Raw genomic sequence first — 23,031 nt, 5'->3', positions numbered from 1 at the left:
CAGCGACTCTCCACGGGAAGAGCACTGTTCGAAACGCCTCCGCCGCACGGATGGTTCCGCAAATCCATTGAATGCAAGGTCAGTTCGAGGATGAGCCGCGCCGGAGAGGAGATGCCTGCCCTCAGGCGGCCGCCGTCGCCTCGGCGGGCGGGCAGGTGCGGCAGCGGCTCGGCTCCGGGGCTCTGAAGGCCCGGTCGCAGCCGTCGCAGTTCTGGAGCGGATCCGGGCGCCGCCCGTCGCCCGCCACCCCCGCTGCCGCCAGCCGTACCGGAGGCAGCGGGGGCGGGAGCATGGCCCGGAGCCGGTAGTCCAGCACGGAGGCCGCCTCGGGTTCGGGTTCGGGCTCCGGCTCCGGTACGGGTACGGGTACGGGCTCCGGCTCCGAATCCGACTCCTCGACGGGCTCCGGCACGGGCTCCTCGTCCGGCGGCGGAGGCGGCGACGTTGGGGGCGGGGGGCAGCCGGGCTTGTTGTACGAGTAGGTCCGCGTCACCACGCGACCGTCCTCCAGCCGTTCGCGGCGCCGCTCCAGGTACCCGTGCCGCTCCAGCTCCCGCAGGGCGGTACCGAGCCTGATCTCACCCTCCGGGAACCGCCCGGCGAGCGCCTTGATGCCGACGGGCGCACCATCGGGCAGCGACTGGATGTACGCCGCGACCCCGATCGCCGTCGCCGACAGCTCGCGGTGTTGGAGGAGGTGGTTGCCGATCACGGTGTAGTGAGTCGCGTGCCACGTGTTGACGTGGATGACACCGGATCGAGGGGTCCCGGCACGAACTCGGGACGATGCGCGCGAGGGCGCGCTAGGCTGCTCAAGAGCCATGAGGAAGGTACTGCTTCCTGCTTGGTCAGGCCCTCGACCGGGATTGCAGTCCCGCCGGGGGCCGTCTCATGTCTGTTGTTGTCGTCAGGGCGAGCATATGCCCGGCAACCGGTCTGAAATCCAGCTCAGTTGGCACAGTTCACCCGACCGAGCGACGGGGCCCTGCGAGCGGGCCGGACGCGGGCCGATCGGGTTGGGTCGGTTGGTTTTTTCCCCGGTTCTTTGGGTCTTTATGCGTCGGGCGCCGCCGGACAGCGGAGCCCCGCGACCCGGGCGTCGAGGCGGACCTCCGCCCACACCTCCCCCCACACCACCTTCAGCGGCGCCGCCCCCTCCCTCGAGCCCCGGCACTCCGCGAGCACCCCGACCGGCACGATCCCGTACCCCGCGTCGCGGATCCCCGGGATCCGGCCGCGCGTCACGGCATTCACCCCGAGCTCGGCGACGATCTGCGCCGGACCCTCGAAAGGGAGCCTCCCCGGAGGGCTCCGCCCCCGCCGGGAATCGCCTTGCCCAGGAGGCGTGGCCCTCGGATGATCTCCGCATGGACGACACCCCGAACCAACTCCCCTCCGCCCTGCCCGCGTTGCGTACCGAAGCGGCCGACGCGGGCTTCACCCTGTCCAGCGAGGACCGCACCGGCAGCTTCCTGGCGGCGCTTGCCGCCGGCCGGCCCGGGGGGCGGATCCTCGAGCTCGGTACCGGTGTGGGCGAGGGCGCCGCCTGGCTGCTCAGCGGTATGGACCCGGCCTCCCGCCTGACCACCGTCGAGCTCGACGCCACCGTCCAGGCCGTCGCCCGGAAACAGCTGGGCGCGGACCCGCGGGTGACCTTCGTGTCCGGGGACGGCGGTACGTGGCTGGAGGACTTCGACGGCGCGCCCTTCGACCTCGTCTTCGCGGACACCTGGCCGGGCAAGTTCACCCACCTGGACAGGGCCCTGGAACTCGTGGCTCCCGGCGGGACCTACCTGATCGACGACCTCCTCCCCCAGCCCGGCCGGCCGAAGGACCACGAGGCCTCCGTCGAACGCCTGCTGGGCGAGCTGGACGCGCGCGAGGACTTCCGGTGCGTCCGCCTGGCCTGGGCGAGCGGCCTGCTGATGGCGGTACGCACAGCCTGACGACGCCGGCGGCCGCCATGCCGCCGCCCTACCCGATGGACTCCTCGCCGACCTCGCCCGTCACGTACACGGCGTCCCTCAGGAGCGCCTCGGTCACCCGGACCCCCGTGAGCCGCTCGGCGAGCGCGAACACCGCCGCCTTCTCGTCGACATCGGGGTCCGGGTCGCCCGCCGGGTTCAGGCCGAGCTCGCTCATCACGGAGTTCAGCGCGTCGGGGGTGCTGCCGGTGCGGTCCGCCGGGTACTCGAAGGTCGTCCGCAGCTCCCCGTCTTCGTACCAGTGGAAGAAGTCCATGGGCTTCCCCCCGTTGCTCGTGTGCGAGACGGCGCGCGACCCGGCGGACAGGGCCTCCATGAACCGCGGCCGCGTCCCCACATCGCCGCCGAACTCCATCACGAGGGTCCAGTCCTCACACCCCCCACCGACAGCCGCAGCCCCCGCCCGGACGGGGGCGGGGGCTGCGGCGGTTGAGTGGCGAGGCTCAGGCGGTGACGAGGACCTTCGCCGGGTCGGCGTCCGTGGCGTCGGACGGGGCCGGGGCCTCGGCCGGGTCGTCCAGGAGGGACGAGGAGGCGGTGGCGTAGGCCACCTTGTCCAGGATGCCTTCGCGGGCCGCGACGATGACCGGGACCAGCGCCTGGCCGGCCACGTTGGTGGCCGTGCGCATCATGTCCAGGATCGGGTCGATCGCCATCAGCAGGCCCACGCCCTCCAGCGGGAGACCCAGCGTGGAGAGGGTCAGGGTCAGCATGACCGTGGCGCCCGTCAGGCCGGCCGTGGCGGCGGATCCGACGACCGAGACGAAGGCGATCAGCAGGTAGTCGGTGATGCCGAGCTGCACGTCGAAGATCTGCGCGATGAAGATCGCGGCGAGCGCCGGGTAGATCGCGGCGCAGCCGTCCATCTTGGTGGTCGCGCCGAACGGGACGGCGAAGGAGGCGTACTCCTTCGGGACGCCGAGGCGCTCGGTGACCTTCTGGGTGACCGGCATGGTGCCGACCGAGGAGCGGGAGACGAAGGCCAGCTGGATGGCCGGCCAGGCGCCCTTGAAGAACTGGAGCGGGTTGACCTTGGCCACGCTCCACAGGAGCAGCGGGTAGACGCCGAACATCACGAGCGCGGAGCCGACGTACACGTCCACCGTGAAGGTGGCGTACTTGCCGAGCAGGTCCCAGCCGTAGGTGGCGATCGCGGTGCCGATCAGGCCGACGGTGCCGATCGGGGCGAGGCGGATGACCCACCACAGGGCCTTCTGGAGCAGCTCGAGCACGGACTCGGCGAGGTTCAGCACCGGCTGCGCCTTGCTGCCGAGCTGGAGGGCGGCGATGCCGGCGACGGCGGCGAGGAAGACGATCTGCAGGACGTTCAGCTCGGTGAACGGCGTGATGATGTCGGTCGGCACGATGCCGGTCAGGAAGTCCAGCCAGGACCCGTGGCGCTTCGGCAGCTTGCCGTCCTGCGGGGTCAGGCCGGTGCCGGAGCCCGGGTTGGTGAGCAGGCCGATGGCGAGGCCGATGGCCACCGCGATCAGCGACGTGATCATGAACCAAAGCAGGGTGCGCGAGGCGAGCCGCGCGGCGTTGTTCACCTTCCGGAGGTTGGTGATCGACACCAGGATGGCGAAGAAGACGAGCGGGGCGACGGCCAGCTTCAGGAGCTGGACGAATATATCGCCTATCTGCTCCAGGGTCGTACCGAGCCAGCTGATCTCCTGACTGCGGGAGACCCAGCCGAGCAGAACGCCGAGCACGAGGCCGGTGACGATCTGGGCCCAGAAGGGGAACTTGAGCGAGGACTTCTTCGCCGGGGCGGCCTCTACGGGGGCCTCGGCGGCAGGGGCCTGCGGTGACGCGGACACGGACACTCTCCGGGTGGTTCTGCGGTTTCTGCGGTGGGGTGGTGGTGCGGTGCGGCAGCACCCGGAAATGCGAAGAGCCGGGCGGGCGGGACCGCTGCTGTGCCGGGGCTGGTCGCGGGACTCAGCGACAACAGCAACAGGCCGCGGACGCGCGGCGGCAGAGGTCGACGTGCAGGCGCGCCACGAGCGGAACGCTCGGGGTCATCTGGTGCGCGGCTGTCGTCAACATGTTGAACACGCTAACACTTCACCTTTGGGAATCTCAAAGCCTCCCTTTGGGTCAACTGGCCCGCCGCAGGCCGCAAACCCCTGCGAACCCTCCGGAAAACGCCGAAAGCCCCGGCGTCGCGGGTGGTGAACCCGGCGCCGAGGCATTTCGGTGTGTGATGAAGCTAACTGGCGCGCGCGGCCTCGTCGACCGCGTCGTCCTCCTGGCTGCGGTTCGCGGCGAGCTTGTCCTTCGCGCCCGCGACGCGTCCGGAAATGGCCACGGACATCTCGTCGCGCTGCTTGCGCAGCAGCACGAAGGAGAGCGGCGCGGAGATCACGAGGGCGAGCAGCACGACCCAGGCGGGGTTGGCGTCACCGAGACCGGAGGGCACCCAGCCCAGCCGGACCAGACCGGCGACGAGGACGAGGCACCCGATGAAGATCCCCAGGCGCATCGCGGTGTAACGGATCGTCGCGCTCGGCTTGAGGGACACGGTGACCCCTGCTCTCTGTGTCGTCCAGGTCGGTTTCGTGCCCGTCCAGTGAAGCACGCCGGGCCTACGCGCACGGCCGCCGGGGGTCGTCGACGGGCACCAGCCGCAGCGCGGACAGTGGGATCTTGAGGGCGGCCTTCTCCCGCGGGTCCCACAGGACGGCCGTTCCGCCCGCGTCGCCGAGGGAGAGATAGGGGCGTACGGGGTCCAGCGTCCCCCCGTCCACGGGCACCCGGGCCACGTCCTTGACCGGATGGACGCAGACCCACTCGGGCTTGATCCCGTAGTAGCGGCTCGGGGTCCTCCCCTCGGCGGCCGCGGCGACGGCTTTCTGCCCGGCGGACGAGGCCGACACGAACGCCAGGCCGACCACACCGGCCATCAGCGCGTAGACGCTCACGAACGCGACGGCGGTGTACCCGAACCAGCTGCCCGTGATCATGCGGTGGGTGTGGCGCATGTAGCCGAGAACGGCCGGGGCGATGAGCAGGACCAGTGCCGCGGCCAGCAGCCTGAACGTCGCCAACAGGCGCATCGCCGCCGGGACCTCGACGTCTTCCATGTCGAGGCCGAAGGCGTCCAGGTAGAGGGTGGGCAGGGACAGCCCGAACCCGGGGAACAGGCCGGGCAGGAAGGCCAGGAGTGCGGGCAGCAGCCAGGGCAGGGTCAGCGCCCACCGCGACTGCCGCACCCAGAGCCACACCCCGGTGAGCACCAGGTAGCCGAAGCCGATCCCGATCACCACGACCCCGAAGCCCACCCGCCGGTCGGGGGCCGTCGCCACGGCGAAGGCGCCGAAGGCGGCCGCCAGCAGGGGTGCGCTGCACCCCAACGCCAGGAGCCTCGCACCGGAGAGCTCGGGGAGCACCCAGCGGGCGATCATGAGCGCGGCCGCCATGGCGCCGAGGAGGAACGGCAGCGGGGGCACCACCGACCAGAGCGGCCCCGCGCCCCACAGCCCCGCCGTCCAGGCACCGCAGACGAGTCCGACCAGCGCCGGGAACCGCATCATGGCCATCCGCCGCGAGCGCGCGCGCCGCAGGGGCCAGACCGACGGCGGTGGCGGCGGCGTCACGTCCATGGAGCGGCGTACGGCCACCTCGGCCGACGCCCCGGGCACCCCTGACACCCCTGGCAGGGAACGTGCCGCGAGGACCAGGGCCTCCTCCTCGCTGCCGGCCCGCACCTGACGGCCCGTGTCCCGGCTGCCCAAGGTGCGGGCGGCCCAAGCCGCGACGCTCGCCCGCCACCGGCCCGCCCGGGTCTCCGCCGGCTGCTCCCCGGCCGCCGGGGGGCGGTACACGTACCAGACGGGCAGGTCCACCGGATCCCGCTCGACGCACTGCACCGCCTCCACCACGAGGTCGAGCACCAGGCGGTCGGATATGACTTCGAGGTGTTCCCGGGCGGCGGTCGACGCCCGGATCGCCGACCCGGGGAACCTGAGCTCGACCGTGTACTGACAGTCGACCTCGCCCCGGGGCCCGGAAACCTGTTCCTCGCGCCGGTTCAGCACCGGCCAGCCCCGGGCCTGCAGTTCGGCCTCGAACAGCGCGCAGTCCGTCGAGGTCCCCTTCAGCCGCGCCAGCGCCACGGCCCGCTGGTCCCAGCGCTGCCCCGATCCCGTCACTCCCACCGCTGCCTCCCCCGCTCCCCTTCGGACCGGCGAAGCGTACTGGCGGTCAGCCCAGCGGCAGCATCATCGTGATGTCGTCGCGGTCGTCGCCCGGGGCCACCCGGATCGCGCCGGGGACGCGGCCGACCTCCTTGTAGCCGCAGGCGGCGTAGAAGTGCTCCAGGCCCAGGCCGCCCCGGCAGCCGAGGCGGACCGCCTCGATGCCCTCCATCGTGCGGGCGGCGTCGGCGACGGCGTCCATCAGCGCGCGGCCGGCGCCGCGGCCCTGGAGGGCGGGGTCGACCATGACGGTGTAGACCCAGACCCAGTGCTTCTGCAGCCGGTGCTGGTTGGGGGCGATGACGGCGGTGGCGCGCACCCGGCCCGTGGCGTCGCGCCCGACGAGCAGGCGGCTGCGGCCCTCGGCGGCCGCGGCGAGGTGCTTGTCGACCTCGGGGCGGACGTCCTCGATGGCGACGGGCGGTACGAAGCCCACCGCGCCGCCGGCGTTGGACACGTCGGTCCAGAGCGCGGCGAAGTCTTCGGCCAGGGCGGAGTCGACGTCGGGGTCGACGACCGGATCGAAGGTAAAGGTAAGGGTCATAGGGCTAGATTAGCCATTACTCCACACGGTGCGCAAAGGGCCCCGGCCTCCAAAAACGGAGGACCGGGGCCCAGGCGTCACCGCATCCGACCGGGCGTCAGAGCCGCATCGCCTGCGGCGTCTCGCGGAGCTCCGCGTCCGCGCCGGGGTACTCGCGGATGATCTCGTAGCGCGTGTTGCGCTCGACCGGGCGGAAGCCCGCCTCGCGGATCAGTTCCAGGAGGTCTTCGCGGCCCAGCTTGTTCGGGGTGCCGTAGTTGTCCGCGTCGTGCGTGATCTTGTACTCGACGACCGAGCCGTCCATGTCGTCCGCGCCGTGCTGGAGGGCGAGCTGCGCCGTCTGCACGCCGTGCATCACCCAGAAGACCTTCACGTGCGGGACGTTGTCGAAGAGCAGGCGGGAGACCGCGAAGGTCTTCAGCGCCTCGGCGCCCGTCGCCATCGTCGTGCGCGCCTGGAGCTTGTTGCGTACCTTGCCGTCCTTCATGTCCACGAAGTCGTGCTGGTAGCGCAGCGGGATGAAGACCTGGAAACCGCCGGTCTCGTCCTGCAGTTCGCGCAGCCGGAGCACGTGGTCCACGCGGTGGCGCGGCTCCTCGATGTGCCCGTAGAGCATCGTCGCCGGGGTCTTGAGGCCCTTGGAGTGCGCGAGGCGGTGGATGCGCGACCAGTCTTCCCAGTGGGTGCGGTGGTCGACGATGTGCTGGCGGACTTCCCAGTCGAAGATCTCGGCGCCGCCGCCGGTGAGCGATTCCAGGCCCGCATCGATCAGCTCGTCCAGGATGTCGGAGGCCGACATGCCGGAGATCGTCTCGAAGTGGTGGATCTCGGTCGCCGTGAACGCCTTCAGCGAGACGTTCGGCAGCGCCTCCTTCAGCGCGGAGAGCGAGCGCGGGTAGTACCGCCACGGCAGGCTCGGGTGCAGGCCGTTGACGATGTGCAGCTCGGTGAGGTTCTCGTTCTCCATGGTCTTGGCCAGGCGGACGGCTTCCTCGATGCGCATCGTGTACGCGTCCTTCTCGCCCGGCTTGCGCTGGAACGAGCAGTACGCGCACGAGGCCGTGCACACGTTCGTCATGTTGAGGTGGCGGTTGACGTTGAAGTGGACGACGTCGCCGTTCTTGCGCGTGCGCACCTCGTGGGCGAGACCGCCGAGCCAGGCCAGGTCGTCCGACTCGTAGAGGGCGATGCCGTCCTCACGGGTCAGCCGCTCGCCGGAGCGAACCTTGTCCTCCAGCTCACGCTTGAACCCAGCGTCCATGCCGGTCCTCTCCTCTGTCCTCTGTCCCCATGCCCGCCCTGCGCGGTCCGCGGCGCGGTACGTGTGCCCCACAACCGCGTCCCAACCGTACTCTCAGCGCCCTCAGGCTTCCTCCGGCAGGCCCCCGACCCGGTTCTCCCACTTGGTGGAGAGCACGATCGTCGTGCGCGTGCGCGAGACGCCCTTGGTGCCGGAGAGCTTGCGGATGATCTTCTCCAGCCCGTCCACGTCACCGACCCGGACCTTGAGCATGTACGAGTCGTCGCCGGCGATGAACCAGCAGTCCTCGATCTCCGAGAGGTCGCGCAGCCGGCGGGCCACGTCCTCGTGGTCCGCGGCGTCGGACAGCGAGATGCCGATCAGTGCCGTGACGCCGAGGCCGAGCGAGGCCGCGTCCACGGTCGCGCGGTAGCCGGTGATGACTCCGGCCGTCTCCAGCCGGTTGATCCGGTCGGTGACGCTGGGGCCGGAGAGGCCCACGAGCCGGCCCAGCTCGGCGTACGAGGCACGTCCGTTCTCACGAAGTGCCTGGATGAGCTGCTTGTCCACCGCGTCCATATACCTGAAGCCTTCCATTATTCGGCGATCCCTCAAGTTTACGTATAGAATCCAAGGCACACAGGGTCGACACCCTGTGAATCTTTCAACAGATCAAAGATGATCTGGCAATCTTCAGGAGTGGTTCACCGTGTACACGATCGAGATGGCCTACGCGCACATGCGACAGCTCCAGGAGCTGGCCAACCGATCCCGCACCGACCAGCCCGCCGCCGCACACCGCGTCGACAAGACCCGTAAGCCGGGGCGCGCCAAGAAGCGCTAAGCGCCACCGCTTGCCTCCCGGGGACGGGAGCCTCCGAGCTCCCCTTCCCACCGGCGGTACAGCCCGTGCGGCACCCCTGCCGCGTCGAGCACCCGCCCCGCGACGAAGTCCACCAGATCCTGGATGTGCGTCGCACCCGCGTAGAACGCCGGAGAGGCGGGCAGCACCACTGCGCCCGCCTCGTCCAGGCTCACCAGATGCTTCAGCGTCTGCCCGCTCAGCGGGGTCTCCCGTACCGTCACCACCAGCCGGCGGCGCTCCTTGAGCGTCACGCTCGCGACCCGCTGGAGCAGGTCCTTCGACAGCCCGAGCGCCACCCCGGCCACGCAGGCCGTGGACGCGGGCACGATCAGCATCCCCTTGACGGGGTACGAGCCGCTGCTCGGTCCGGCCGCCAGATCCCCCGCCGCCCAGTGGCGCACGCCGTCCAGGTCCGGGCGCGCGAAGGTCGCGGGCTTGCCGTCGGCCCCCCGTTCCAGCCACTCCCCCAGATCGTCACGCCAGTGTGCGTCGCGGAAGGCGATCCCCGTCTCGTCCAGCAGCGTCAGGCGCGAGGCCCGGCTCACCACCAAATCCACGCTCTCGCCCGCCGCCAGCAGCCCGCGGATCACCGCGGCCGCGTACGGCGTCCCGGACGCCCCGGAAACCCCGACCACCCACGGGGTGCGCTTGCCCTCAGTCATACCTCCGAGACTATCCGGCCACCGCCGACGGGCACTGGCTAAGGTGTCCGCACGTTCAAGGGGTGGACACGGCGGAGGGGTCGTCATGAGGGGAAGCAGTACACACCCGGGCGGTACGGGCTCCTTCGCCTGGAGCCGGACCGGCCGGGCCGTGGCCGCCGCGAAGCTGATGCTGGGCTGGGTGGCGCTGCTCTGGCTGATCGAGGCCGTCGACTACGCCACGGGCCACGCGCTCGACGCGTACGGGATCACCGCGCGGGAGGCCGACGGCCTGAGCGGGATACCCCTGGCGCCCTTCCTGCACTTCGGCTTCGACCACGTGGCCTCCAACAGCGTCCCGCTGCTGGTCCTCGGCTTCGTCACCGCACTGAGCGGCATCGGCCGCTTCCTGGCCGTCTGCACCGCCATCATCCTGGCCGACGGGTTCGCCGTCTGGCTGATCTCCCCGCCCCACAGCATCACGGCGGGCGCCTCGGGCCTGATCTTCGGCCTCTTCGGCTACCTGCTGGTCCGCGGCTTCGTGGAGCGCAGCCCGCTGGGCGTGGCGGTCGCCGTCGTCATCGCCGCCTTCTGGGGCACGACCTTCCTGGCCGGAGCCCTCCCGACGGACTCGGTGGTCAGCTGGCAGGCCCACCTCTTCGGCCTCCTGGCCGGCGCTGCGGTGGCCCTGGCGGCCCGACCGCGGCCGGAGGTGGCGGCGGTCTAGCCTGCGGCGCCGGGGTCCACGGGGAGGGCGGCCGTGTCCACGGCGACCTTCCCGATGCCGGTCTCCACGGTGACCAAGGGAACGGCAACATCGCTGAGGAAGCCCCACTCGTCCGACAGCTGAGCCTTGAGTTCGCTCCACAAAGCCCAAATGGTGGCGTTGTGGATCGGCTTGAGCGGACTCATCACGATGGCGCCCTCGACCATCTCCATCCGGTAACCGGGGAACATGTCCTCGAACCGGCTGAGCTGTGAGTGCAGGCGGTCGCTCTCCGAGACGGTCACGTCGGCCTCCCTGTCCATGCACTCGATGGTATGCCGCACGCTAGCCACCGGGGCAGGTCGCGAACCGCCGGTTCCGGCAGGGCACACACGATCGAGTTACAGCGACAGCCCCCGCACCACCAGGTCCGCCAGCGCGCACACGAACAGGGCCATGCCGATGAAACCGTTCACCGTGAAGAAGGCGCGGTTCAGGCGGGACAGGTCGTGGGGCGTGACGATGGTGTGCTCGTAGACGAAGGCGGCCACGACGATCAGCAGGCCCAGCCAGAACAGCCAGCCCGCGTCCGTCGCCACCGCGTACCAGGCCAGCAGGCCCGTGGTCACGACGTGCGCGCCGCGCGCGCCCCACAGGGCGGCCGGGATGCCGAAGCGGGCCGGGACGGACTTGACGCCCTCCGCGCGGTCAGCGGCCACGTCCTGGCAGGCGAAGATCAGGTCGAAGCCGCCGATCCACACGCCCACCGCGAGGCCGAGGATCACCGCGTCCCAGGACCACTCGCCGGTGATCGCGATCCAGGCCCCGACCGGGCCCATCGCCTGGGCGATGCCGAGGATCGCATGCGGGAAGTTCGTGAACCGCTTCCCGTACGGGTACACCACCATCGGTACGACGGCGATCGGCGCCAGCATCAGGCAGAGCGGGTTCAGCAGCGCCGCCGCGCCCAGGAACACGACGAGGGCGATCCCGGCGCCGGTCCACGCGGAGCGGACCGAGACGGCGCCCGTCACCAGCTCGCGCCCGGCGGTCCGCGGGTTCCGTGCGTCGATCTCCCGGTCGATGATCCGGTTGGCGGCCATCGCGAAGGTCCGCAGCCCCACCATGCAGACGGTGACGAGCAGCAGCTCGGTCCAGTGCATCCGCTCATCGAGCGTGTACATGGCGGTGAGCGCGGCGATGTAGGCGAAGGGCAGCGCGAAGACCGAGTGCTCGATCATCACGAGCCGCAGGAAGGCCTTCACCTTGCCGACCGGCTGCGGCGCCGGGCCGGACGAGCCGAGCAGTTCGTCGGCGGTCGTCATCATGCGAGGCTTCTCCGGAAGTCTTCGAGGTCGGCCAGCAGGTCCGCCGTGTGGAGGGGGCCGAGCTCCAGGGTCCACGGGCCCGCGTCGTGGCCCTCGGGCGGGGTGACGTGGGCGGTCAGCTGCCAGGTGACGGCGGCGGACGGGCTCGCCTCCAGGCGCAGGAAGTTCCCGGCCTCGACGGTGAACGGCTCGGCGGACGCCAGGGCGCGCTGGAGCTGCTCCGCGAAGTCGTCCGCCTCGATGTCCCGCGCGCCGGGCAGCTCGAAGCCGTCGCCCTCGCCGTCCTCGTCGAGCATCAGCGCCCAGACGTTGCCGGGCCCCGCGAACTCCTCGGGCGAGACGCCCGCCTGCTCGGCGGCCTCGCGGACGCCCGGATCGGCCGGGTCGAGTTCCGGGCGCACCAGGGCCACGTAGACCGTGTCGGTCCCGATGAAGAGGGCGGGGCCACCCGTCTCGATGTCGCTCACAGGCCGTACTCCTTCCAGCGGCTGTCCACCAGGGCCGCGGTCGCCGGGTCGGACTCGACCATGTCAGGCCAGCCGCCGTCCCGCGTGTAGCCCTCCGTCGGCAGCTTCTTCGTGGCGTCGATGCCCGCCTTGCCTCCCCAGAACTGCTGGTAGGAGGCGTGGTCCAGGTGGTCCACCGGGCCCTCCACGACGGTGAGGTCGCGGGAGTAGTCCGTATTGCCGAGCGCCCGCCAGGAGACCTCGTGGAGGTCGTGGACGTCGCAGTCCTTGTCCACCACGATGATCAGCTTGGTCAGCGACATCATGTGCGCGCCCCAGATGGCGTGCATGACCTTCTGCGCGTGCTTCGGGTACTTCTTGTCGATCGAGACGATCGCGCAGTTGTGGAAGCCGCCCGACTCGGGGAGGTGGTAGTCCACGATGTCCGGGACGATGATCTTGAGGAGCGGCAGGAAGAAGCGTTCCGTCGCGCGCCCGAGCGGGCCGTCCTCCGTCGGCGGCCGGCCGACGACGATCGACTGGATCAGCGGACGCTTCCGCATCGTCACGCAGTCGATCTTCAGCGCGGGGAACGGCTCCTGCGGGGTGTAGAAGCCGGTGTGGTCGCCGAAGGGGCCTTCGGGAAGCGTCTCCCCGGGCTCCAGCCAGCCCTCGATGACCACCTCGGCGTGGGCCGGGACCTGGAGCGGGACCGTCTTGCAGTCCACCATCTCGATCCGCTTGCCCGCCACGAACCCGGCGAAGAGGTACTCGTCGATGTCGCCCGGCAGCGGCGCGGTCGACGCGTACGTCACGGCCGGCGGGCAGCCGAAGGCGATCGCGACCGGCAGCCGCTCACCGCGCGCCGCGGCCACCGCGTAGTGGTTGCGGCTGTCCTTGTGGATCTGCCAGTGCATGCCGATGGTGCGCTTGTCGTGGCGCTGGAGGCGGTACAGGCCGAGGTTGCGCACGCCCGTCTCCGGGTGCTTGGTGTGCGTGAGGCCGAGGTTGAAGAAGGATCCGCCGTCCTTGGGCCAGGTGAAGAGGGCCGGCAGCTGGTCCAGGTCCACGTCGTCGCCGGTGAGGACGACCTCCTGGACGGGCGCGGACTCGCCCTTCACCTTCTTCGGCGGCACGTGCACCATCGAGCCGAGCTTGCCGAAGGCCTCGCGGACGCCGATGAAGCCCTGCGGCAGCTCCGGCTTGAGCAGGCCGCCGATCTTCTCGCTGATCTCGGCGTACGACTTCAGCCCGAGGGCCTTCAGCAGTCGCCGGTCGGTCCCGAAGACGTTCATGGCCAGCGGCATCGCCGAGCCCTTGACGTTCTCGAAGAGCAGCGCGGGTCCGCCCGCCTTGTTCACTCTGTCGACGATCTCCCCGACCTCTAGGTACGGGTCCACTTCGGCCTTGATGCGCTTGAGGTCGCCCTCCCGCTCAAGGGCCCGGAGCAGCGAGCGGAGATCGTCGTAAGCCATGGGGGCAATTGTGGCATCCCCGCTCAGAGCCCGAACCGCGGCGGGGCCTCTACCCTGGAAGAGTCCACGGCGGACCTGTCCGGTCCGCACCGTTCTTCTGGGGGTCGGTCCCACACCGTGCTGCGCTATCTGCCGTTCCTGCTGATCATCGCGCTGACCATCTACACCTTCATCGACTGCCTGAACACGCCGGAAGAAGAGGTCAAGCACCTTCCGAAGGTCGTCTGGGTCCTGATCATCCTGCTCTTCTCGATCGTCGGTCCGGTGGTGTGGCTGTTCGCGGGCAAGAAGCGGGTGCCCGGCGGCGCCGGCCGGCCGCGACAGGGCCGCCGCACGTGGGTGGCCCCCGATGACAACCCGGAGTTCCTGAAGTCCCTGCGCGAGGAGCGGGACGAGAAGGAGAAGGACAAGGAGTAGGCCCCGGCCCCGGCCCTACGGGGCTCCCGTGCCCGCCCGCGCCGCCGCCCGCTGCGCCGCCTGCGCGAAGGCCCGTACGGCGCCGGTGTCCTCGCCCGCGCGCCAGACCAGCCCGTACCCGACCGGCTCGGCGTCGGCCACGGGCACGTGGGTGACGCCAGGCCGGGCGTGGTACGCCGCGGCGTGGGCCGAGGTCAGCAGGGCGCCCTGACCGGCGGCGACCAGCATCAGGGCCTCCTGAAGGTTCGTCACCTCCGGGCCGCGCCGGATCGGCCGCCCGCCCGGGGTGCGCGCCGGGGCCTGGTGCTCGCGCAGGTACCCGGGCAGGTCCCCGGCCACGGCCAGCAGCGCGACCCCCGCCAGCTCCTCCAGCGTCACGGAGTCCCGCCCGGCCAGCGGATGCCCGGCGGCCACGGCCAGCGCCCGCGCCTCGGTGAACAGGGTCGGCCCCTCCCCCAGATCGGGTTCGCGGACCGGGAACTCGGCGAAGGCCACGTCGAAGGCGCCGCCGCGCAGTTGCCCGTACGGGTCGGAGAGCGGCACCTCGCACACCTCGACGCTGAGGCCGGGGTGCGTGGTGCGCAGGGCCTGCGCAGCGCGCAGGACGAGTTCGCCGGCGGGCGGGGTGGTGAAGCCGACGTGCAGCACCCCGTCCGCCGCGCGGGCCGTCGCCGCAGCCCGGTCCAGGGCGGCGGCGATGGCGCGGTGGTGGGGTTCCAGGTCGGCGCGGAGCTGGGCTCCGAGCGAGGTGAGGGCGACGCTGCGGCTGGTGCGCAGGAAGAGCCGGGCTCCGACGCGCCGCTCCAGCCGCTGTACGAGCTGGCTGACGCGGGCCCGGGAGAGCAGCATGCGCTCGGCGGTCCGGCCGAAGTGCAGTTCCTCGGCCAGGATCAGGAAGCAGTCCAGCTCATCGCGATCGGTAGGCATGGCTGAACGAACGTTGAGGTCTTCGCCGTTGTTCCCGTACGGGCGGCGGGCGAGGGTGGTTGAGCCGGCAACTTCCCGCTCTTCCCTCCTTCTCCCTTCCTCCCTCCGTACTGCGAGGTCCTTCCATGCACACCATCCGCGGGCGCCGGCTCGGCGTCCTGCTCGTCCTGTGCGGTGCCATCTTCCTCGAAGGCATCGACGTCGCGATGCTGAACGTGGCCCTGCCGTCCATCCGCGCCGAACTCGGCCTCGAAACCGGCGCGCTCCAGTGGGTGATGAGCGCCTACGTGCTCGGCTACGGCGGCTTCATGCTGCTCGGCGGCCGCGCGGCCGACCTCTTCGGACGCCGCCGGATGTTCATCGGCTGGCTGACGGTGTTCCTGCTCTTCTCCGGGCTCGGCGGGCTCGCCACCGAGGGCTGGCAGTTGATCGTCGCCCGCTTCGTGACCGGGGTCGCCGCCGCCTTCATGACCCCGGCAGGGCTCTCCATCATCACCACCGGCTTCGACGAGGGGCCCCAGCGGGAAAAGGCGCTGCTCGTGTACTCGGGCACGGCCGCCGCCGGCTTCTCCGTCGGGCTGGTCGCGGGCGGGCTGCTCGCCTCGGTGGACTGGCGCTGGGTGTTCTTCGCTCCCGTGGCGCTGGCCGCGCTGATCCTGGCGGGCGCACTGGCCTTCGTACCGAAGGCACCGAAGGCACCGACGTCACCGAAGTCGCCGAAGTCGCCGAAGGCACCGACCGCACCGTCGGACGCGCGCCGGGAGCGGGGCCGGATCGACGTGTGGGGCGGGGTGCTCGTGACCGGGGGCGTCGTGCTGCTCGTCCTCGGCGTGGAGGAGCTCGCGGCGCTGCCCGCGGTGGCGGGGCTGGCGCTGCTCGGGGCGTTCGCCCTCGTCGAGCGGCGCACGGCCGAGCCGCTGGTCCGGCTCGGCATCCTGCGCTCGCCCGGGCTGCTGCGGGCCAACGCGGCGGCGCTCCTGTTCTCGGCCGCGTTCTTCGGCTTCCAGTTCCTGGTGGTGCTCTACCTCCAGGAACTGCGCGGCTGGTCCACCTTGCAGACCAGCCTCGCGATGCTGGTGATCGGGATCGACGCGGTCCTCTCGCCGACCGTGGTGCCGAAGCTGGTGACGCGGTACGGGAACGGCCGGCTGATCTTCGCCGGCCTGCTGCTGGCGGCGCTGGCGTACGGGCTGTTCCTGCCGCTGGGCGCCGACTGGTCCTACCTGCTCATGTTGCCGGGCCTGCTCCTGCTCGGGCTCGCCTTCGCCCTGGTCTACGGGCCGCTGACCATCGTCGCCACCGAGGGGGTCGCGGAGGAGGAGCAGGGCCTGGCGGGCGGGCTGCTGTACACGGCGTTCCAGTTCGGCGCAGCGCTCGGGCTGGCCGGTGTGACGGGGGTGGCGGCCGGCGCCGCCGACGCCCTGGAGGGGTTCCGGGCGGCGCTGCTCGTCCCCTTCGCGGCCGTCCTGGTGGCCGCGGCCGTCAGCCTGCCGGGGCTCCGGCGGGGCTCACACCGCCCAGGGCAGGGGCCGGGTGCCCTCGGTGCCGGGGACGGAGACGAGGCCGTCGGCGCGCATGGCGACGTACACCTCGGTGTCCGCCAGGGCGTGGACGTGGCGCAGGACGTCCGGGGGTAGCACCACGGCCTCACCTGCGGCGACCTTCTCGGTCCGGCCGCCGCAGGTGACGTCCAGCGCGCCGACGGTCACCGTCCAGACCTGCTCGCGGCTGACGGAGTGCTCGGGGCCGGTGATCCCGGCGGGGATGGCGGCGTGCCAGGTGCTCAGTTCGGCGCTGCCCCGACTGGGGGAGGCGTAGCCGGTCATGGTCGCGTTCGGGGTGGTGATGACGTGGTCGTGGGACGGGGTGATGACGCGCAAGGCGGGTCCTTCGCTTTCTCCGGCAGGGTGAGTCAAGCTGCTTTACTCATGCGAGTAAAGCAGCTTGACTCACCTGTGTCACCATGTTTCCGTGACCCACCCCCACCAGAACGACGAGCGCGCCGAACCGGACACCGAGCCCGGGGCCGAGCCCGGCATCGAGCTGGCCTTCCTCCTCGGCCTCGGCTTCCAGCTCCTCCTCGGCGAGTTCACCCGCCGCCTCGACGAGGCCGGGTACGCCGACGGCCTGCGCCCCCTGCACGGCATGGCCTTCCAGGCCCTGGGGGCCTCCGGCGCCACCGCGACCGAGCTCGCCGAACGGCTCGGGGTGACCAAGCAGGCCGCCGGGCAGCTCGTCGACGACCTGGAGCGGCGCGGCTACCTGCGCCGCACCCCGCACCCCGAGGGCGGCCGGCGCAAGCTGGTGGTCCTGACGGAGGCCGCGAACGCCCACCTGGGGGGCGCCGGCCGGGTCCTGCACGAGCTGGAGGCCGAGCTCGGCCGGGGCAGCGTCGACCTCGGCGCCCTGCGCACCGAACTGGGCCGCCTGGTCCACACCCTGAACGGGGACGGCCCCCTCCCGCCGCTGCGCCCGGTCTGGTGACGCGGCGGCGCCGGATCAAAAACGCCGGAGGGGCCGGGCCGCCTTTCGGCTGCCCGGCCCCTCCGGCCATCGGTCCTGCGGTCCTGCGGGTCAGACGCCCGCGTACGAGTGCTTGCCGCTCAGCAGGATGTTCACGCCGTAGTAGTTCCAGATCCAGCAGGCGAACGCGAAGAGCGCGAGGTACGCGGCCTTGCGGCCCTTCCAGCCGGCGGTGGCGCGGGCGTGCAGGTAGCAGGCGTACGCCACCCAGGTCACGAAGGACCAGACCTCCTTGGGGTCCCAGCCCCAGTAGCGGCCCCACGCGTCGCCGGCCCAGATCGCGCCCGCGATGATCGTGAAGGTCCACAGCGGGAAGACGGCCGCGTTGATGCGGTACGAGAACTTGTCGAGCGAGGCCGCCGACGGGAAGCGCTCCCAGACCGACGTGGCGAACTTGCCCGGCTTCTCGCCGCGCGCGAGCTTCGCCTCGTAGGAGTCGCGGAAGAGGTACATGACCGCGCCGGCCGCGCCGATGTAGAAGACCGCACCGCAGATGATCGCGGTGGAGACGTGGATCAGCAGCCAGTACGACTTCAGCGCGGGGACGAGCTGGTCGCTGTCCGTGTAGAGCACGGTGGTGGCGATGCCCAGGTCCAGCAGGACCGTGGTGACCAGGAACAGGCCGAGCCAGCGGACGTTCTTCTTCAGCGCGAGGAGCAGCAGGTACGCGCCGACGGCCACCGTGGAGAAGGTGATCGAGAACTCGTACATGTTGCCCCAGGGGGCGCGCTCCACCGACATCGCGCGGGCGACGACCCCGCCCGCCGCGAGCAGGAAGCCGAGGGTGGTCAGCGAGATCGCGATGCGCCCGTACAGGTCGCCCTGGACGGTGCCGCCGGCCGCGCCGGGGCCGTCCGGGACGTCACGGCTGCCGGCGGCGCTGCGCGTGACCACCTTGGGCTTGTCGAGGACGGCAGTGCTGCCCTTGCTCCGCACCTGGACGGCGGGGGCGGCGGACGCGGCCCCGGATGCTGCCCCGGAGTTGGTGAGCGCGGCGGCCGTACGGGCCACCTTGCTGCGGCTGCCGAAGATCCACTCGGCGATGTGGGCGAAGAAGGCGAGGGTGTAGACCGCCATGGACGCGTAGATCAGGTTGTTGCTGAGGTGAGCCAGACTCTCGTTGGCTGCGGCCGCGAGCTGCATCACGCGCGCTCCCCTTCGACTTCTTCGGCTTCTTCGGCAGGTTCGGCAGGTTCGGGTTCGGTATCGGCGACAGGTGGCGCGGGCGCCGCGCTCGGCGCCTGCTCGTGGAGCGCGCCGGCCAGGACCGCCAGCTCCTCCGGCAGCTTGGCGGACTCGCTGCGGCCGAGGCCCGCCATCTCGACGACGGTCACGCCGTCCTTGCCGCGGACCGCGCGCACCCAGATCCGGCGGCGCTGGATGAACAGGGAGCCCGCGAGTCCGGCGATGGCGGCGATGGCGCCCGCGAGCGCGAGACCGCTGCCGGGCTGGTGGGTGATCGAGAAGGTCGCCCAGCGCTCGATGCCCTCGAACTTCACGGTGCCCTGGCCGCCGGGCAGTTCCATGCTCTCCCCGGGCAGCATCCGCTTCGCGAGCGGCTGGCCGTCCTCGGTCTTGAACTGCTCCATCTTGGAGGTGTCCAGCTGGTACACGTTCTGCGGCAGGCCCGAGTCCACCCCGAGGCTGCCGTGCCACGCGTTCAGCGCGAGCGCCGGGAAGTCCAGCTCCGGGAACTGCGAGAACATCGTGCCCTGGCCGGCGCCCGCGAAGGTCGGCACGAACATCGCGGCGAAGCCGAGCTGCGTCGTCTTCCCGTCCTTGTCCTTGTAGCCGTCGGTGACCTTGATGGCGCCGGTGGAGGTGAGGTTGCCGTCCTGCGGCAGCATCGGCACGGCGTCCTTGTAGATCACCTTGCCGGTGGAGTCGGTCACCGAGATGACCGGCGCGTAGCCGTGGCCGAGCAGGTAGACCTTGGAGCCGTCCACCTCCAGCGGCTTGTTGACCTGGATCTCGCGCTTCTCGGGCTTGCCGTGCGCACCGTTGCTGAAGGTGACGTACGCCTTGAAGTCGCGCGGGGTGCCCTTCTGCGGGCCCGTGCGCTCGAAGGTCGCGTCGAACTTGTCCAGGGTGAAGGAGAAGGGCGGCAGGTCGTCGGGGTCGAAGAGGCCGCCGGCCTTGAAGTCGTCGTACTGGGTGAGCGTGTTCGAGAAGCCCTTGCCGCGCAGGACGAGCTTGCCGCCCTCGGACTTGAAGTACTGGCCCCAGGCGAAGGCGATCAGCATGACGATCAGCGCCACGTGGAAGATCAGGTTCCCGGCCTCGCGCAGATAGCCCTTCTCGGCCGCGACCGATCCGGCGCCGGTCTCCGTACGGAAGCGACGGCGGCCGAGCAGGCCGTGCGCGGAGGCGAGCACCTCGTCCGGGGAGCTGTCCGTGCGCCACGTCGTGTACGCGGGCATCCGGTTCAGCCGCTTGGGCGCGGCCGGCGGCCGGCCGGTGAGCTGGCCGACGAACTGCCAGGAGCGCGGCAGGATGCAGCCGATCAGCGAGATGAACAGCAGCAGGTAGATCGCGGAGAACCACACCGAGCTGTAGACGTCGAAGAGCTGGAGCTTCTCGGCGACGCCCACCCAGGAGGCGTGCTCCTTCTTCCAGGCGGCGACCTTCATCAGGTCGACCTGGTTCTGCGGGATCAGCGAGCCCGGGATCGATCCCAGGGACAGCATGAAGAGCAGGATCAGCGCCACCCGCATCGAGGTGAGCTGCCGCCAGAACCAGCGGGCCCAGCCGAGCACCCCGATGCCCACGGGGCCGCCGGGGGCGTCCTCCAGGGGGGCGGTGGACAGCTGCGCGCCGGCTGCCGCCTCGGCGGAGGCCTCGGCTTCGGTGGAGGCAGCGGCCTCGGCGGAAGCGGAATCCTCGGACTCCGGGGCATCGTGCGGCGCCTCGGTGGACGCCTTGTCGGTCGTACTCATGTCCGTGTAGTCCTCAGATCCCCACCGTGAAGCCGCTGGTCCAGCTCTGCATGTCGCTGACGATGCTGCTCCAGATTCCTGTGACGAGCAGCAGACCGGTCACGATCAGCATGCCGCCGCCGATCCGCATCACCCATGCATAGTGCTTCTTCACCCAGCCGAAAGCGCCGAGCGCCTTGCGGAAGGCGAGCGCGGTGGCGATGAACGGCAGCCCCAGCCCCAGACAGAAGACCACGGTCAGCAGCGCGCCGCGGCCCGCGGTCGCCTGGTCGATGGAGAGGGTGCCGACGGCGGCGAGGGTCGGGCCCATGCAGGGGGTCCAGCCGAGGCCGAAGAGCACGCCGAGCACGGGCGCGCCGATCAGGCCGACCGCCGGCTTCTTGTGGAAGCGGAACTCGCGCATCGTCAGACCGGGGATGGCGCCCATGAAGAACAGCCCGAGCAGGATCACCAGCCCGCCGAGGACCCGGGAGATGACTTCCTTGTTCGCGTCGAGGGTCTGTCCGAAGTAGCCGAACAGCGCGCCGGTCGAGACGAACACGGACGTGAAGCCGAGGACGAACAGGCTCGCGCCGCCCAGCATCCGCCCGCGCCGGGCCTCGGCGAGGTCGGCTCCGCCGACGCCGGTCACGTAGGAGAGGTAACCGGGGACGAGCGGCAGCACGCAGGGCGAGAAGAAGGAGACCAGCCCGGCGAGCAGGGCGATCGGCAGGGCGAGCAGCAGCGCGCCGTTGAGGACGGTCGTGTTCACGCCGGTGGCCGGTTCGGCGGCGAGGACGGCCCCCGAGAGGGCGGAGAGTGCGGTGACCACGAGGTCACTTCTCCGCGAGGAGCGGTTCGATCATCGAGCGCAGCTGCGCCTCGTTGACCGCGGCCAGGGTGCGGGCGGCGATCTTGCCGTCCTTGTCGAGGATGAGCGTGGAGGGGATGGCCTGCATGTTGAGCGTGCCCTTGGGGAACCGGAGCATCAGCTTGCCGTCCGGATCGAAGAGGCTCGGGTAGGTGATCCCGTAGGTCTCTTCGAAGGAGGCCGCGTTCTGCTTGGTGTTGTCGCGGGTGTTGATGCCGACGAAGGCGACGGGCTGCCCGGCCGCCTCCAGCTCCTTGGAGACCTTCGCGAAGTACGGGGCCTCGGCCCGGCACGGCGGGCACCAGGAACCCCAGACGTTGAGGACGACGACCTTGCCCTTGAGGGTGGTGGTGTCCAGCGTCTTGTCGTCCACGGTCTCGCCGTCGAGCTTGGGGGCGTCCGTGCGCTTGTCCTTGGCGACGGTGGAGATGCCGCCGGCGCCCACCACGTAGTTGCCGCCGGCGGAACCGGAGGATTTGCTGCCGCCGTCGCCGTCGGTGCACGCCGTGAGGGTGAGGGCGCTCGCGAGGGTCACCGCGGTCAGCAGGATGGCGCGGCCGCTGGTCGAGCGGCTGCGGCGGGGGGCGCGGCTAAGGCTCATGTGAAAAGTTTCGCATGTGCGGTTTGCGGATCTTCCGCACCCCCCGGGGGTCTGCTAAGCCGCTGGTCAGGTGCTGACCGGGGGCCGGTCAGACCGTCGTGAGATACGTGCCCCAGCCACCGGTCGGTGCCTGGCCGGGGCCGAGCGTGCGCAGCTTCGCCAGCACCTTGGGGTCCTGGACGTCCAGCCAGTCGGTGAACTGCCGGAAGGATACGAGGCGTACGTCCTTTTTGTCCGCCATTCCCTTGAGGGACTCCTCGACGGCGTCCATGTAGATGCCGCCGTTCCACTCCTCGAAGTGGTTGCCGATGAAGAGGGGCGCACGGTTGCTCTCGTAGGCCCGCTTGAATCCGCCCAGGTAGGCGGCGGTGGCCTGGGTGCGCCAGGCCGGGTAGTTGGACGGGACGCCCTTGGTGGTGTTTTTGGACTGATTTGCAAGGATGTTGTAGTCCATCGAGAGCACCTCGAAGGAATGCCCGGGGAAGGGCAGCGACTGCAGCGGCAGGTCCCACAGGCCGCCGCGCTTGACCGGCCACTGCTGGAGGCCGCCGGGCGAGCTGGAGTCGTAGCGCCAGCCCAGCTTCTGGGCGGTGGGCAGCAGGTTGTCCTGGCCGAGCAGGCAGGGGGTGCGGGCGCCGATCAACTCCTTGCGGTAGTCGAAGGGCAGCGGTTCGAGGTCGGTCCAGCCGGTGTTGGTGCGCCAGTTGGTGACGAAGGACACGGCCTGGTCGATCTCGCTCTGCCACTCCTCCGGGGTCCACTTGCCGACCGAGCCGGAGCCGCCGCAGAAGTGCCCGTTGAAGTGGGTGCCTATTTCGTGGCCGTCGAGCCAGGCCTCGCGCACGTACTTGAGGGTGTTGCGGACGTTCTCGTCCTTGAGGTACCCGATGTCGGAGGCGCCGACGGGGTTGTTCGGGGGCTTGTAGAGGTCCTTCTTGGACTCGGGGAGCAGGTAGATGCCCGAGAGGAAGAAGGTCATCGCCGCGCCGTGGTCCTTGGCGAGCTTGAGGAAGCGGGGGAATAGGCCGTTGCCGATCTCGCCCGCGCCGTCCCAGCTGAACACCACGAACTGGGGCGGGGTCTCGCCCGGCTGGAGGGGTACGGGGGCGGCCGGCTGGTGCGGCTGCGGCCCGGTGTCGGCGGTGGACCCGTCGCCGATGGGCTTGACCGCCGGGGCGGTGGGCTGCGGGGTGCCCGACGGGTTGACCGGTCCGGGGTTGCCCGCGTCGGGCGAACCGCCGACGCTGCACCCGGCGACGCCGGCCGCCGCGGCAGCCCCAAGTCCGAGTCCGAGCACTCCTCTTCGGCTGAAGCCGCGCATATCGCTCATGAAATGTCATACAAACGG

26 protein-coding genes and 2 pseudogenes are annotated in these 23,031 nt (G+C 70.8%); 6 read left to right on the top strand and 22 right to left on the bottom strand.

Annotation, left to right across the window (positions count from 1 at the left end; genetic code table 11):
• Positions 1-121: 121 nt before the first annotated feature.
• Complete coding sequence (locus tag ACFVX6_RS08080; protein ID WP_389689124.1) at positions 122-712, bottom strand: helix-turn-helix domain-containing protein; 591 nt, start codon at positions 710-712, stop codon at positions 122-124.
• A gap of 341 nt (positions 713-1,053) precedes the next feature.
• A complete protein-coding gene (locus tag ACFVX6_RS08075) occupies positions 1,054-1,245 on the bottom strand; it encodes a hypothetical protein (protein WP_389689122.1) in 192 nt (63 codons plus the stop codon).
• Between the two features lie 122 nt (positions 1,246-1,367).
• On the opposite strand from ACFVX6_RS08075, the gene ACFVX6_RS08070 reads away from it, so the two are divergent.
• Positions 1,368-1,946 carry an O-methyltransferase gene (locus ACFVX6_RS08070; RefSeq protein WP_389689120.1) on the top strand — a complete coding sequence of 193 codons (579 nt, stop codon included), beginning with the start codon at positions 1,368-1,370 and terminating at the stop codon, positions 1,944-1,946.
• 28 nt (positions 1,947-1,974) lie between these two features.
• Here ACFVX6_RS08070 and ACFVX6_RS08065 read toward each other — a convergent pair.
• The 8 genes and pseudogenes from ACFVX6_RS08065 to ACFVX6_RS08030 all read right to left on the bottom strand — a co-directional run.
• A pseudogene (locus ACFVX6_RS08065) lies at positions 1,975-2,385 on the bottom strand (DUF6461 domain-containing protein); the annotation flags it as partial.
• Positions 2,386-2,428: 43 nt separating this feature from the next.
• Complete coding sequence (locus ACFVX6_RS08060; protein WP_389689118.1) at positions 2,429-3,811, bottom strand: dicarboxylate/amino acid:cation symporter; 1,383 nt, start codon at positions 3,809-3,811, stop codon at positions 2,429-2,431.
• 115 nt (positions 3,812-3,926) lie between these two features.
• Positions 3,927-4,034 (bottom strand): putative leader peptide, encoded by a 108-nt coding sequence (locus tag ACFVX6_RS08055; RefSeq protein WP_323182336.1) that lies wholly within the window; start codon positions 4,032-4,034, stop codon positions 3,927-3,929.
• A 163-nt stretch (positions 4,035-4,197) separates the two neighbouring features.
• Complete coding sequence (locus ACFVX6_RS08050; RefSeq protein WP_389689115.1) at positions 4,198-4,509, bottom strand: DUF4229 domain-containing protein; 312 nt, start codon at positions 4,507-4,509, stop codon at positions 4,198-4,200.
• A gap of 64 nt (positions 4,510-4,573) precedes the next feature.
• Positions 4,574-6,145, bottom strand: a complete 1,572-nt coding sequence (locus tag ACFVX6_RS08045; RefSeq protein WP_389689113.1) for a hypothetical protein — start codon at positions 6,143-6,145, stop codon at positions 4,574-4,576.
• Positions 6,146-6,191: 46 nt separating this feature from the next.
• Positions 6,192-6,728, bottom strand: coding sequence for a GNAT family N-acetyltransferase (locus ACFVX6_RS08040; RefSeq protein ID WP_389689111.1), 537 nt, complete (start codon positions 6,726-6,728; stop codon positions 6,192-6,194).
• A gap of 97 nt (positions 6,729-6,825) precedes the next feature.
• Complete coding sequence (gene mqnE / locus ACFVX6_RS08035) at positions 6,826-7,989, bottom strand: aminofutalosine synthase MqnE (protein WP_389689109.1); 1,164 nt, start codon at positions 7,987-7,989, stop codon at positions 6,826-6,828.
• Positions 7,990-8,091: 102 nt separating this feature from the next.
• Entirely contained in the window at positions 8,092-8,547 is a 456-nt protein-coding gene (locus tag ACFVX6_RS08030) for an Lrp/AsnC family transcriptional regulator (protein WP_389689240.1), read from the bottom strand.
• Between the two features lie 130 nt (positions 8,548-8,677).
• Here ACFVX6_RS08030 and ACFVX6_RS08025 point away from each other — a divergent pair, with 130 nt between their 5' ends.
• On the top strand, positions 8,678-8,812 hold the full coding sequence (locus tag ACFVX6_RS08025) for a hypothetical protein (RefSeq protein ID WP_275431884.1): 135 nt from the start codon (positions 8,678-8,680) through the stop codon (positions 8,810-8,812).
• Here ACFVX6_RS08025 and ACFVX6_RS08020 read toward each other — a convergent pair.
• Entirely contained in the window at positions 8,809-9,495 is a 687-nt protein-coding gene (locus tag ACFVX6_RS08020) for a UbiX family flavin prenyltransferase (protein WP_389689107.1), read from the bottom strand. The two genes, ACFVX6_RS08025 and ACFVX6_RS08020, sit on opposite strands and share 4 nt — an antisense overlap.
• Positions 9,496-9,580: 85 nt before the next feature.
• On the opposite strand from ACFVX6_RS08020, the gene ACFVX6_RS08015 reads away from it, so the two are divergent.
• Positions 9,581-10,201, top strand: a complete 621-nt coding sequence (locus ACFVX6_RS08015) for a rhomboid family intramembrane serine protease (RefSeq protein ID WP_389689105.1) — start codon at positions 9,581-9,583, stop codon at positions 10,199-10,201.
• On the opposite strand, the gene ACFVX6_RS08010 is transcribed toward ACFVX6_RS08015, so the two are convergent.
• From ACFVX6_RS08010 to ACFVX6_RS07995, 4 genes are all read right to left on the bottom strand, one after another.
• Complete coding sequence (locus ACFVX6_RS08010; RefSeq protein ID WP_389689103.1) at positions 10,198-10,503, bottom strand: hypothetical protein; 306 nt, start codon at positions 10,501-10,503, stop codon at positions 10,198-10,200. The two genes, ACFVX6_RS08015 and ACFVX6_RS08010, sit on opposite strands and share 4 nt — an antisense overlap.
• 78 nt (positions 10,504-10,581) lie before the next feature.
• Positions 10,582-11,508, bottom strand: coding sequence for a menaquinone biosynthesis prenyltransferase MqnP (gene mqnP, locus ACFVX6_RS08005; RefSeq protein ID WP_389689101.1), 927 nt, complete (start codon positions 11,506-11,508; stop codon positions 10,582-10,584).
• Complete coding sequence (locus ACFVX6_RS08000) at positions 11,505-11,975, bottom strand: hypothetical protein (protein WP_389689099.1); 471 nt, start codon at positions 11,973-11,975, stop codon at positions 11,505-11,507. Before ACFVX6_RS08000 ends, mqnP begins: the two co-directional genes overlap by 4 nt.
• Positions 11,972-13,429: a menaquinone biosynthesis decarboxylase gene (locus ACFVX6_RS07995; protein ID WP_327305209.1), complete on the bottom strand. Its 1,458-nt coding sequence runs from the start codon at positions 13,427-13,429 to the stop codon at positions 11,972-11,974. The genes ACFVX6_RS08000 and ACFVX6_RS07995 overlap by 4 nt, the downstream gene beginning before the upstream one ends.
• 117 nt (positions 13,430-13,546) lie before the next feature.
• Here ACFVX6_RS07995 and ACFVX6_RS07990 point away from each other — a divergent pair, with 117 nt between their 5' ends.
• Positions 13,547-13,846: a PLD nuclease N-terminal domain-containing protein gene (locus ACFVX6_RS07990; RefSeq protein WP_389689097.1), complete on the top strand. Its 300-nt coding sequence runs from the start codon at positions 13,547-13,549 to the stop codon at positions 13,844-13,846.
• Between the two features lie 15 nt (positions 13,847-13,861).
• Here the strand turns inward: ACFVX6_RS07990 and ACFVX6_RS07985 are convergent, their stop codons facing one another.
• Positions 13,862-14,773, bottom strand: a complete 912-nt coding sequence (locus tag ACFVX6_RS07985; protein WP_389689095.1) for a LysR family transcriptional regulator — start codon at positions 14,771-14,773, stop codon at positions 13,862-13,864.
• Positions 14,774-14,898: 125 nt separating this feature from the next.
• Here ACFVX6_RS07985 and ACFVX6_RS07980 point away from each other — a divergent pair, with 125 nt between their 5' ends.
• Positions 14,899-16,410, top strand: a complete 1,512-nt coding sequence (locus ACFVX6_RS07980) for an MFS transporter (RefSeq protein WP_389689093.1) — start codon at positions 14,899-14,901, stop codon at positions 16,408-16,410.
• Between the two features lie 9 nt (positions 16,411-16,419).
• Here the strand turns inward: ACFVX6_RS07980 and ACFVX6_RS07975 are convergent.
• A pseudogene (locus ACFVX6_RS07975) lies at positions 16,420-16,599 on the bottom strand (cupin); the annotation flags it as partial.
• Between the two features lie 217 nt (positions 16,600-16,816).
• On the opposite strand from ACFVX6_RS07975, the gene ACFVX6_RS07970 reads away from it, so the two are divergent.
• Complete coding sequence (locus ACFVX6_RS07970) at positions 16,817-17,257, top strand: MarR family winged helix-turn-helix transcriptional regulator (RefSeq protein ID WP_389689238.1); 441 nt, start codon at positions 16,817-16,819, stop codon at positions 17,255-17,257.
• Positions 17,258-17,347: 90 nt separating this feature from the next.
• Here the strand turns inward: ACFVX6_RS07970 and ccsB are convergent, their stop codons facing one another.
• The 5 genes from ccsB to ACFVX6_RS07945 all read right to left on the bottom strand — a co-directional run bounded on the left by ccsB (position 17,348) and on the right by ACFVX6_RS07945 (position 23,004).
• Positions 17,348-18,439: a c-type cytochrome biogenesis protein CcsB gene (ccsB, locus tag ACFVX6_RS07965; RefSeq protein ID WP_389689236.1), complete on the bottom strand. Its 1,092-nt coding sequence runs from the start codon at positions 18,437-18,439 to the stop codon at positions 17,348-17,350.
• A complete protein-coding gene (locus ACFVX6_RS07960) occupies positions 18,439-20,232 on the bottom strand; it encodes a cytochrome c biogenesis protein ResB (protein WP_389689091.1) in 1,794 nt (597 codons plus the stop codon). Before ACFVX6_RS07960 ends, ccsB begins: the two co-directional genes overlap by 1 nt.
• Before the next feature lie 13 nt (positions 20,233-20,245).
• Positions 20,246-21,043: a cytochrome c biogenesis CcdA family protein gene (locus tag ACFVX6_RS07955; protein WP_389689089.1), complete on the bottom strand. Its 798-nt coding sequence runs from the start codon at positions 21,041-21,043 to the stop codon at positions 20,246-20,248.
• A gap of 4 nt (positions 21,044-21,047) precedes the next feature.
• Positions 21,048-21,683, bottom strand: a complete 636-nt coding sequence (locus ACFVX6_RS07950) for a TlpA family protein disulfide reductase (RefSeq protein ID WP_389689087.1) — start codon at positions 21,681-21,683, stop codon at positions 21,048-21,050.
• Between the two features lie 88 nt (positions 21,684-21,771).
• Positions 21,772-23,004 carry a hypothetical protein gene (locus ACFVX6_RS07945; RefSeq protein ID WP_389689234.1) on the bottom strand — a complete coding sequence of 411 codons (1,233 nt, stop codon included), beginning with the start codon at positions 23,002-23,004 and terminating at the stop codon, positions 21,772-21,774.
• Between the last annotated feature and the right edge of the window lie 27 nt (positions 23,005-23,031).

The sequence above is a fragment of the Streptomyces sp. NPDC058289 genome, from assembly GCF_042880975.1.
In the GTDB taxonomy this organism is placed as follows: Bacteria; Actinomycetota; Actinomycetes; order Streptomycetales; family Streptomycetaceae; genus Streptomyces; species Streptomyces stoeckheimensis.
Note: the sequence above shows the minus strand (reverse complement) of the source record. Positions and strands in the feature narration are given on the sequence as shown.

What these genes read in the sequence shown, in the direction of transcription:
- ACFVX6_RS07995 (WP_327305209.1), bottom strand. Translation starts at nt 13,429, where the DNA reads ATGGCTTACGACGATCTCCGCTCGCTGCTCCGGGCCCTTGAGCGGGAG.
- ACFVX6_RS07945 (WP_389689234.1), bottom strand. Translation starts at nt 23,004, where the DNA reads ATGCGCGGCTTCAGCCGAAGAGGAGTGCTCGGACTCGGACTTGGGGCT.
- ACFVX6_RS08015 (WP_389689105.1), top strand. Translation starts at nt 9,581, where the DNA reads ATGAGGGGAAGCAGTACACACCCGGGCGGTACGGGCTCCTTCGCCTGG.
- ACFVX6_RS08070 (WP_389689120.1), top strand. Translation starts at nt 1,368, where the DNA reads ATGGACGACACCCCGAACCAACTCCCCTCCGCCCTGCCCGCGTTGCGT.
- ACFVX6_RS08030 (WP_389689240.1), bottom strand. Translation starts at nt 8,547, where the DNA reads ATGGACGCGGTGGACAAGCAGCTCATCCAGGCACTTCGTGAGAACGGA.
- ACFVX6_RS07980 (WP_389689093.1), top strand. Translation starts at nt 14,899, where the DNA reads ATGCACACCATCCGCGGGCGCCGGCTCGGCGTCCTGCTCGTCCTGTGC.
- ACFVX6_RS08055 (WP_323182336.1), bottom strand. Translation starts at nt 4,034, where the DNA reads ATGTTGACGACAGCCGCGCACCAGATGACCCCGAGCGTTCCGCTCGTG.
- ACFVX6_RS08020 (WP_389689107.1), bottom strand. Translation starts at nt 9,495, where the DNA reads ATGACTGAGGGCAAGCGCACCCCGTGGGTGGTCGGGGTTTCCGGGGCG.
- ccsB (WP_389689236.1), bottom strand. Translation starts at nt 18,439, where the DNA reads ATGCAGCTCGCGGCCGCAGCCAACGAGAGTCTGGCTCACCTCAGCAAC.
- mqnE (WP_389689109.1), bottom strand. Translation starts at nt 7,989, where the DNA reads ATGGACGCTGGGTTCAAGCGTGAGCTGGAGGACAAGGTTCGCTCCGGC.
- ACFVX6_RS08040 (WP_389689111.1), bottom strand. Translation starts at nt 6,728, where the DNA reads ATGACCCTTACCTTTACCTTCGATCCGGTCGTCGACCCCGACGTCGAC.
- mqnP (WP_389689101.1), bottom strand. Translation starts at nt 11,508, where the DNA reads ATGATGACGACCGCCGACGAACTGCTCGGCTCGTCCGGCCCGGCGCCG.
- ACFVX6_RS07950 (WP_389689087.1), bottom strand. Translation starts at nt 21,683, where the DNA reads ATGAGCCTTAGCCGCGCCCCCCGCCGCAGCCGCTCGACCAGCGGCCGC.
- ACFVX6_RS07985 (WP_389689095.1), bottom strand. Translation starts at nt 14,773, where the DNA reads ATGCCTACCGATCGCGATGAGCTGGACTGCTTCCTGATCCTGGCCGAG.
- ACFVX6_RS08010 (WP_389689103.1), bottom strand. Translation starts at nt 10,503, where the DNA reads ATGGACAGGGAGGCCGACGTGACCGTCTCGGAGAGCGACCGCCTGCAC.
- ACFVX6_RS07960 (WP_389689091.1), bottom strand. Translation starts at nt 20,232, where the DNA reads ATGAGTACGACCGACAAGGCGTCCACCGAGGCGCCGCACGATGCCCCG.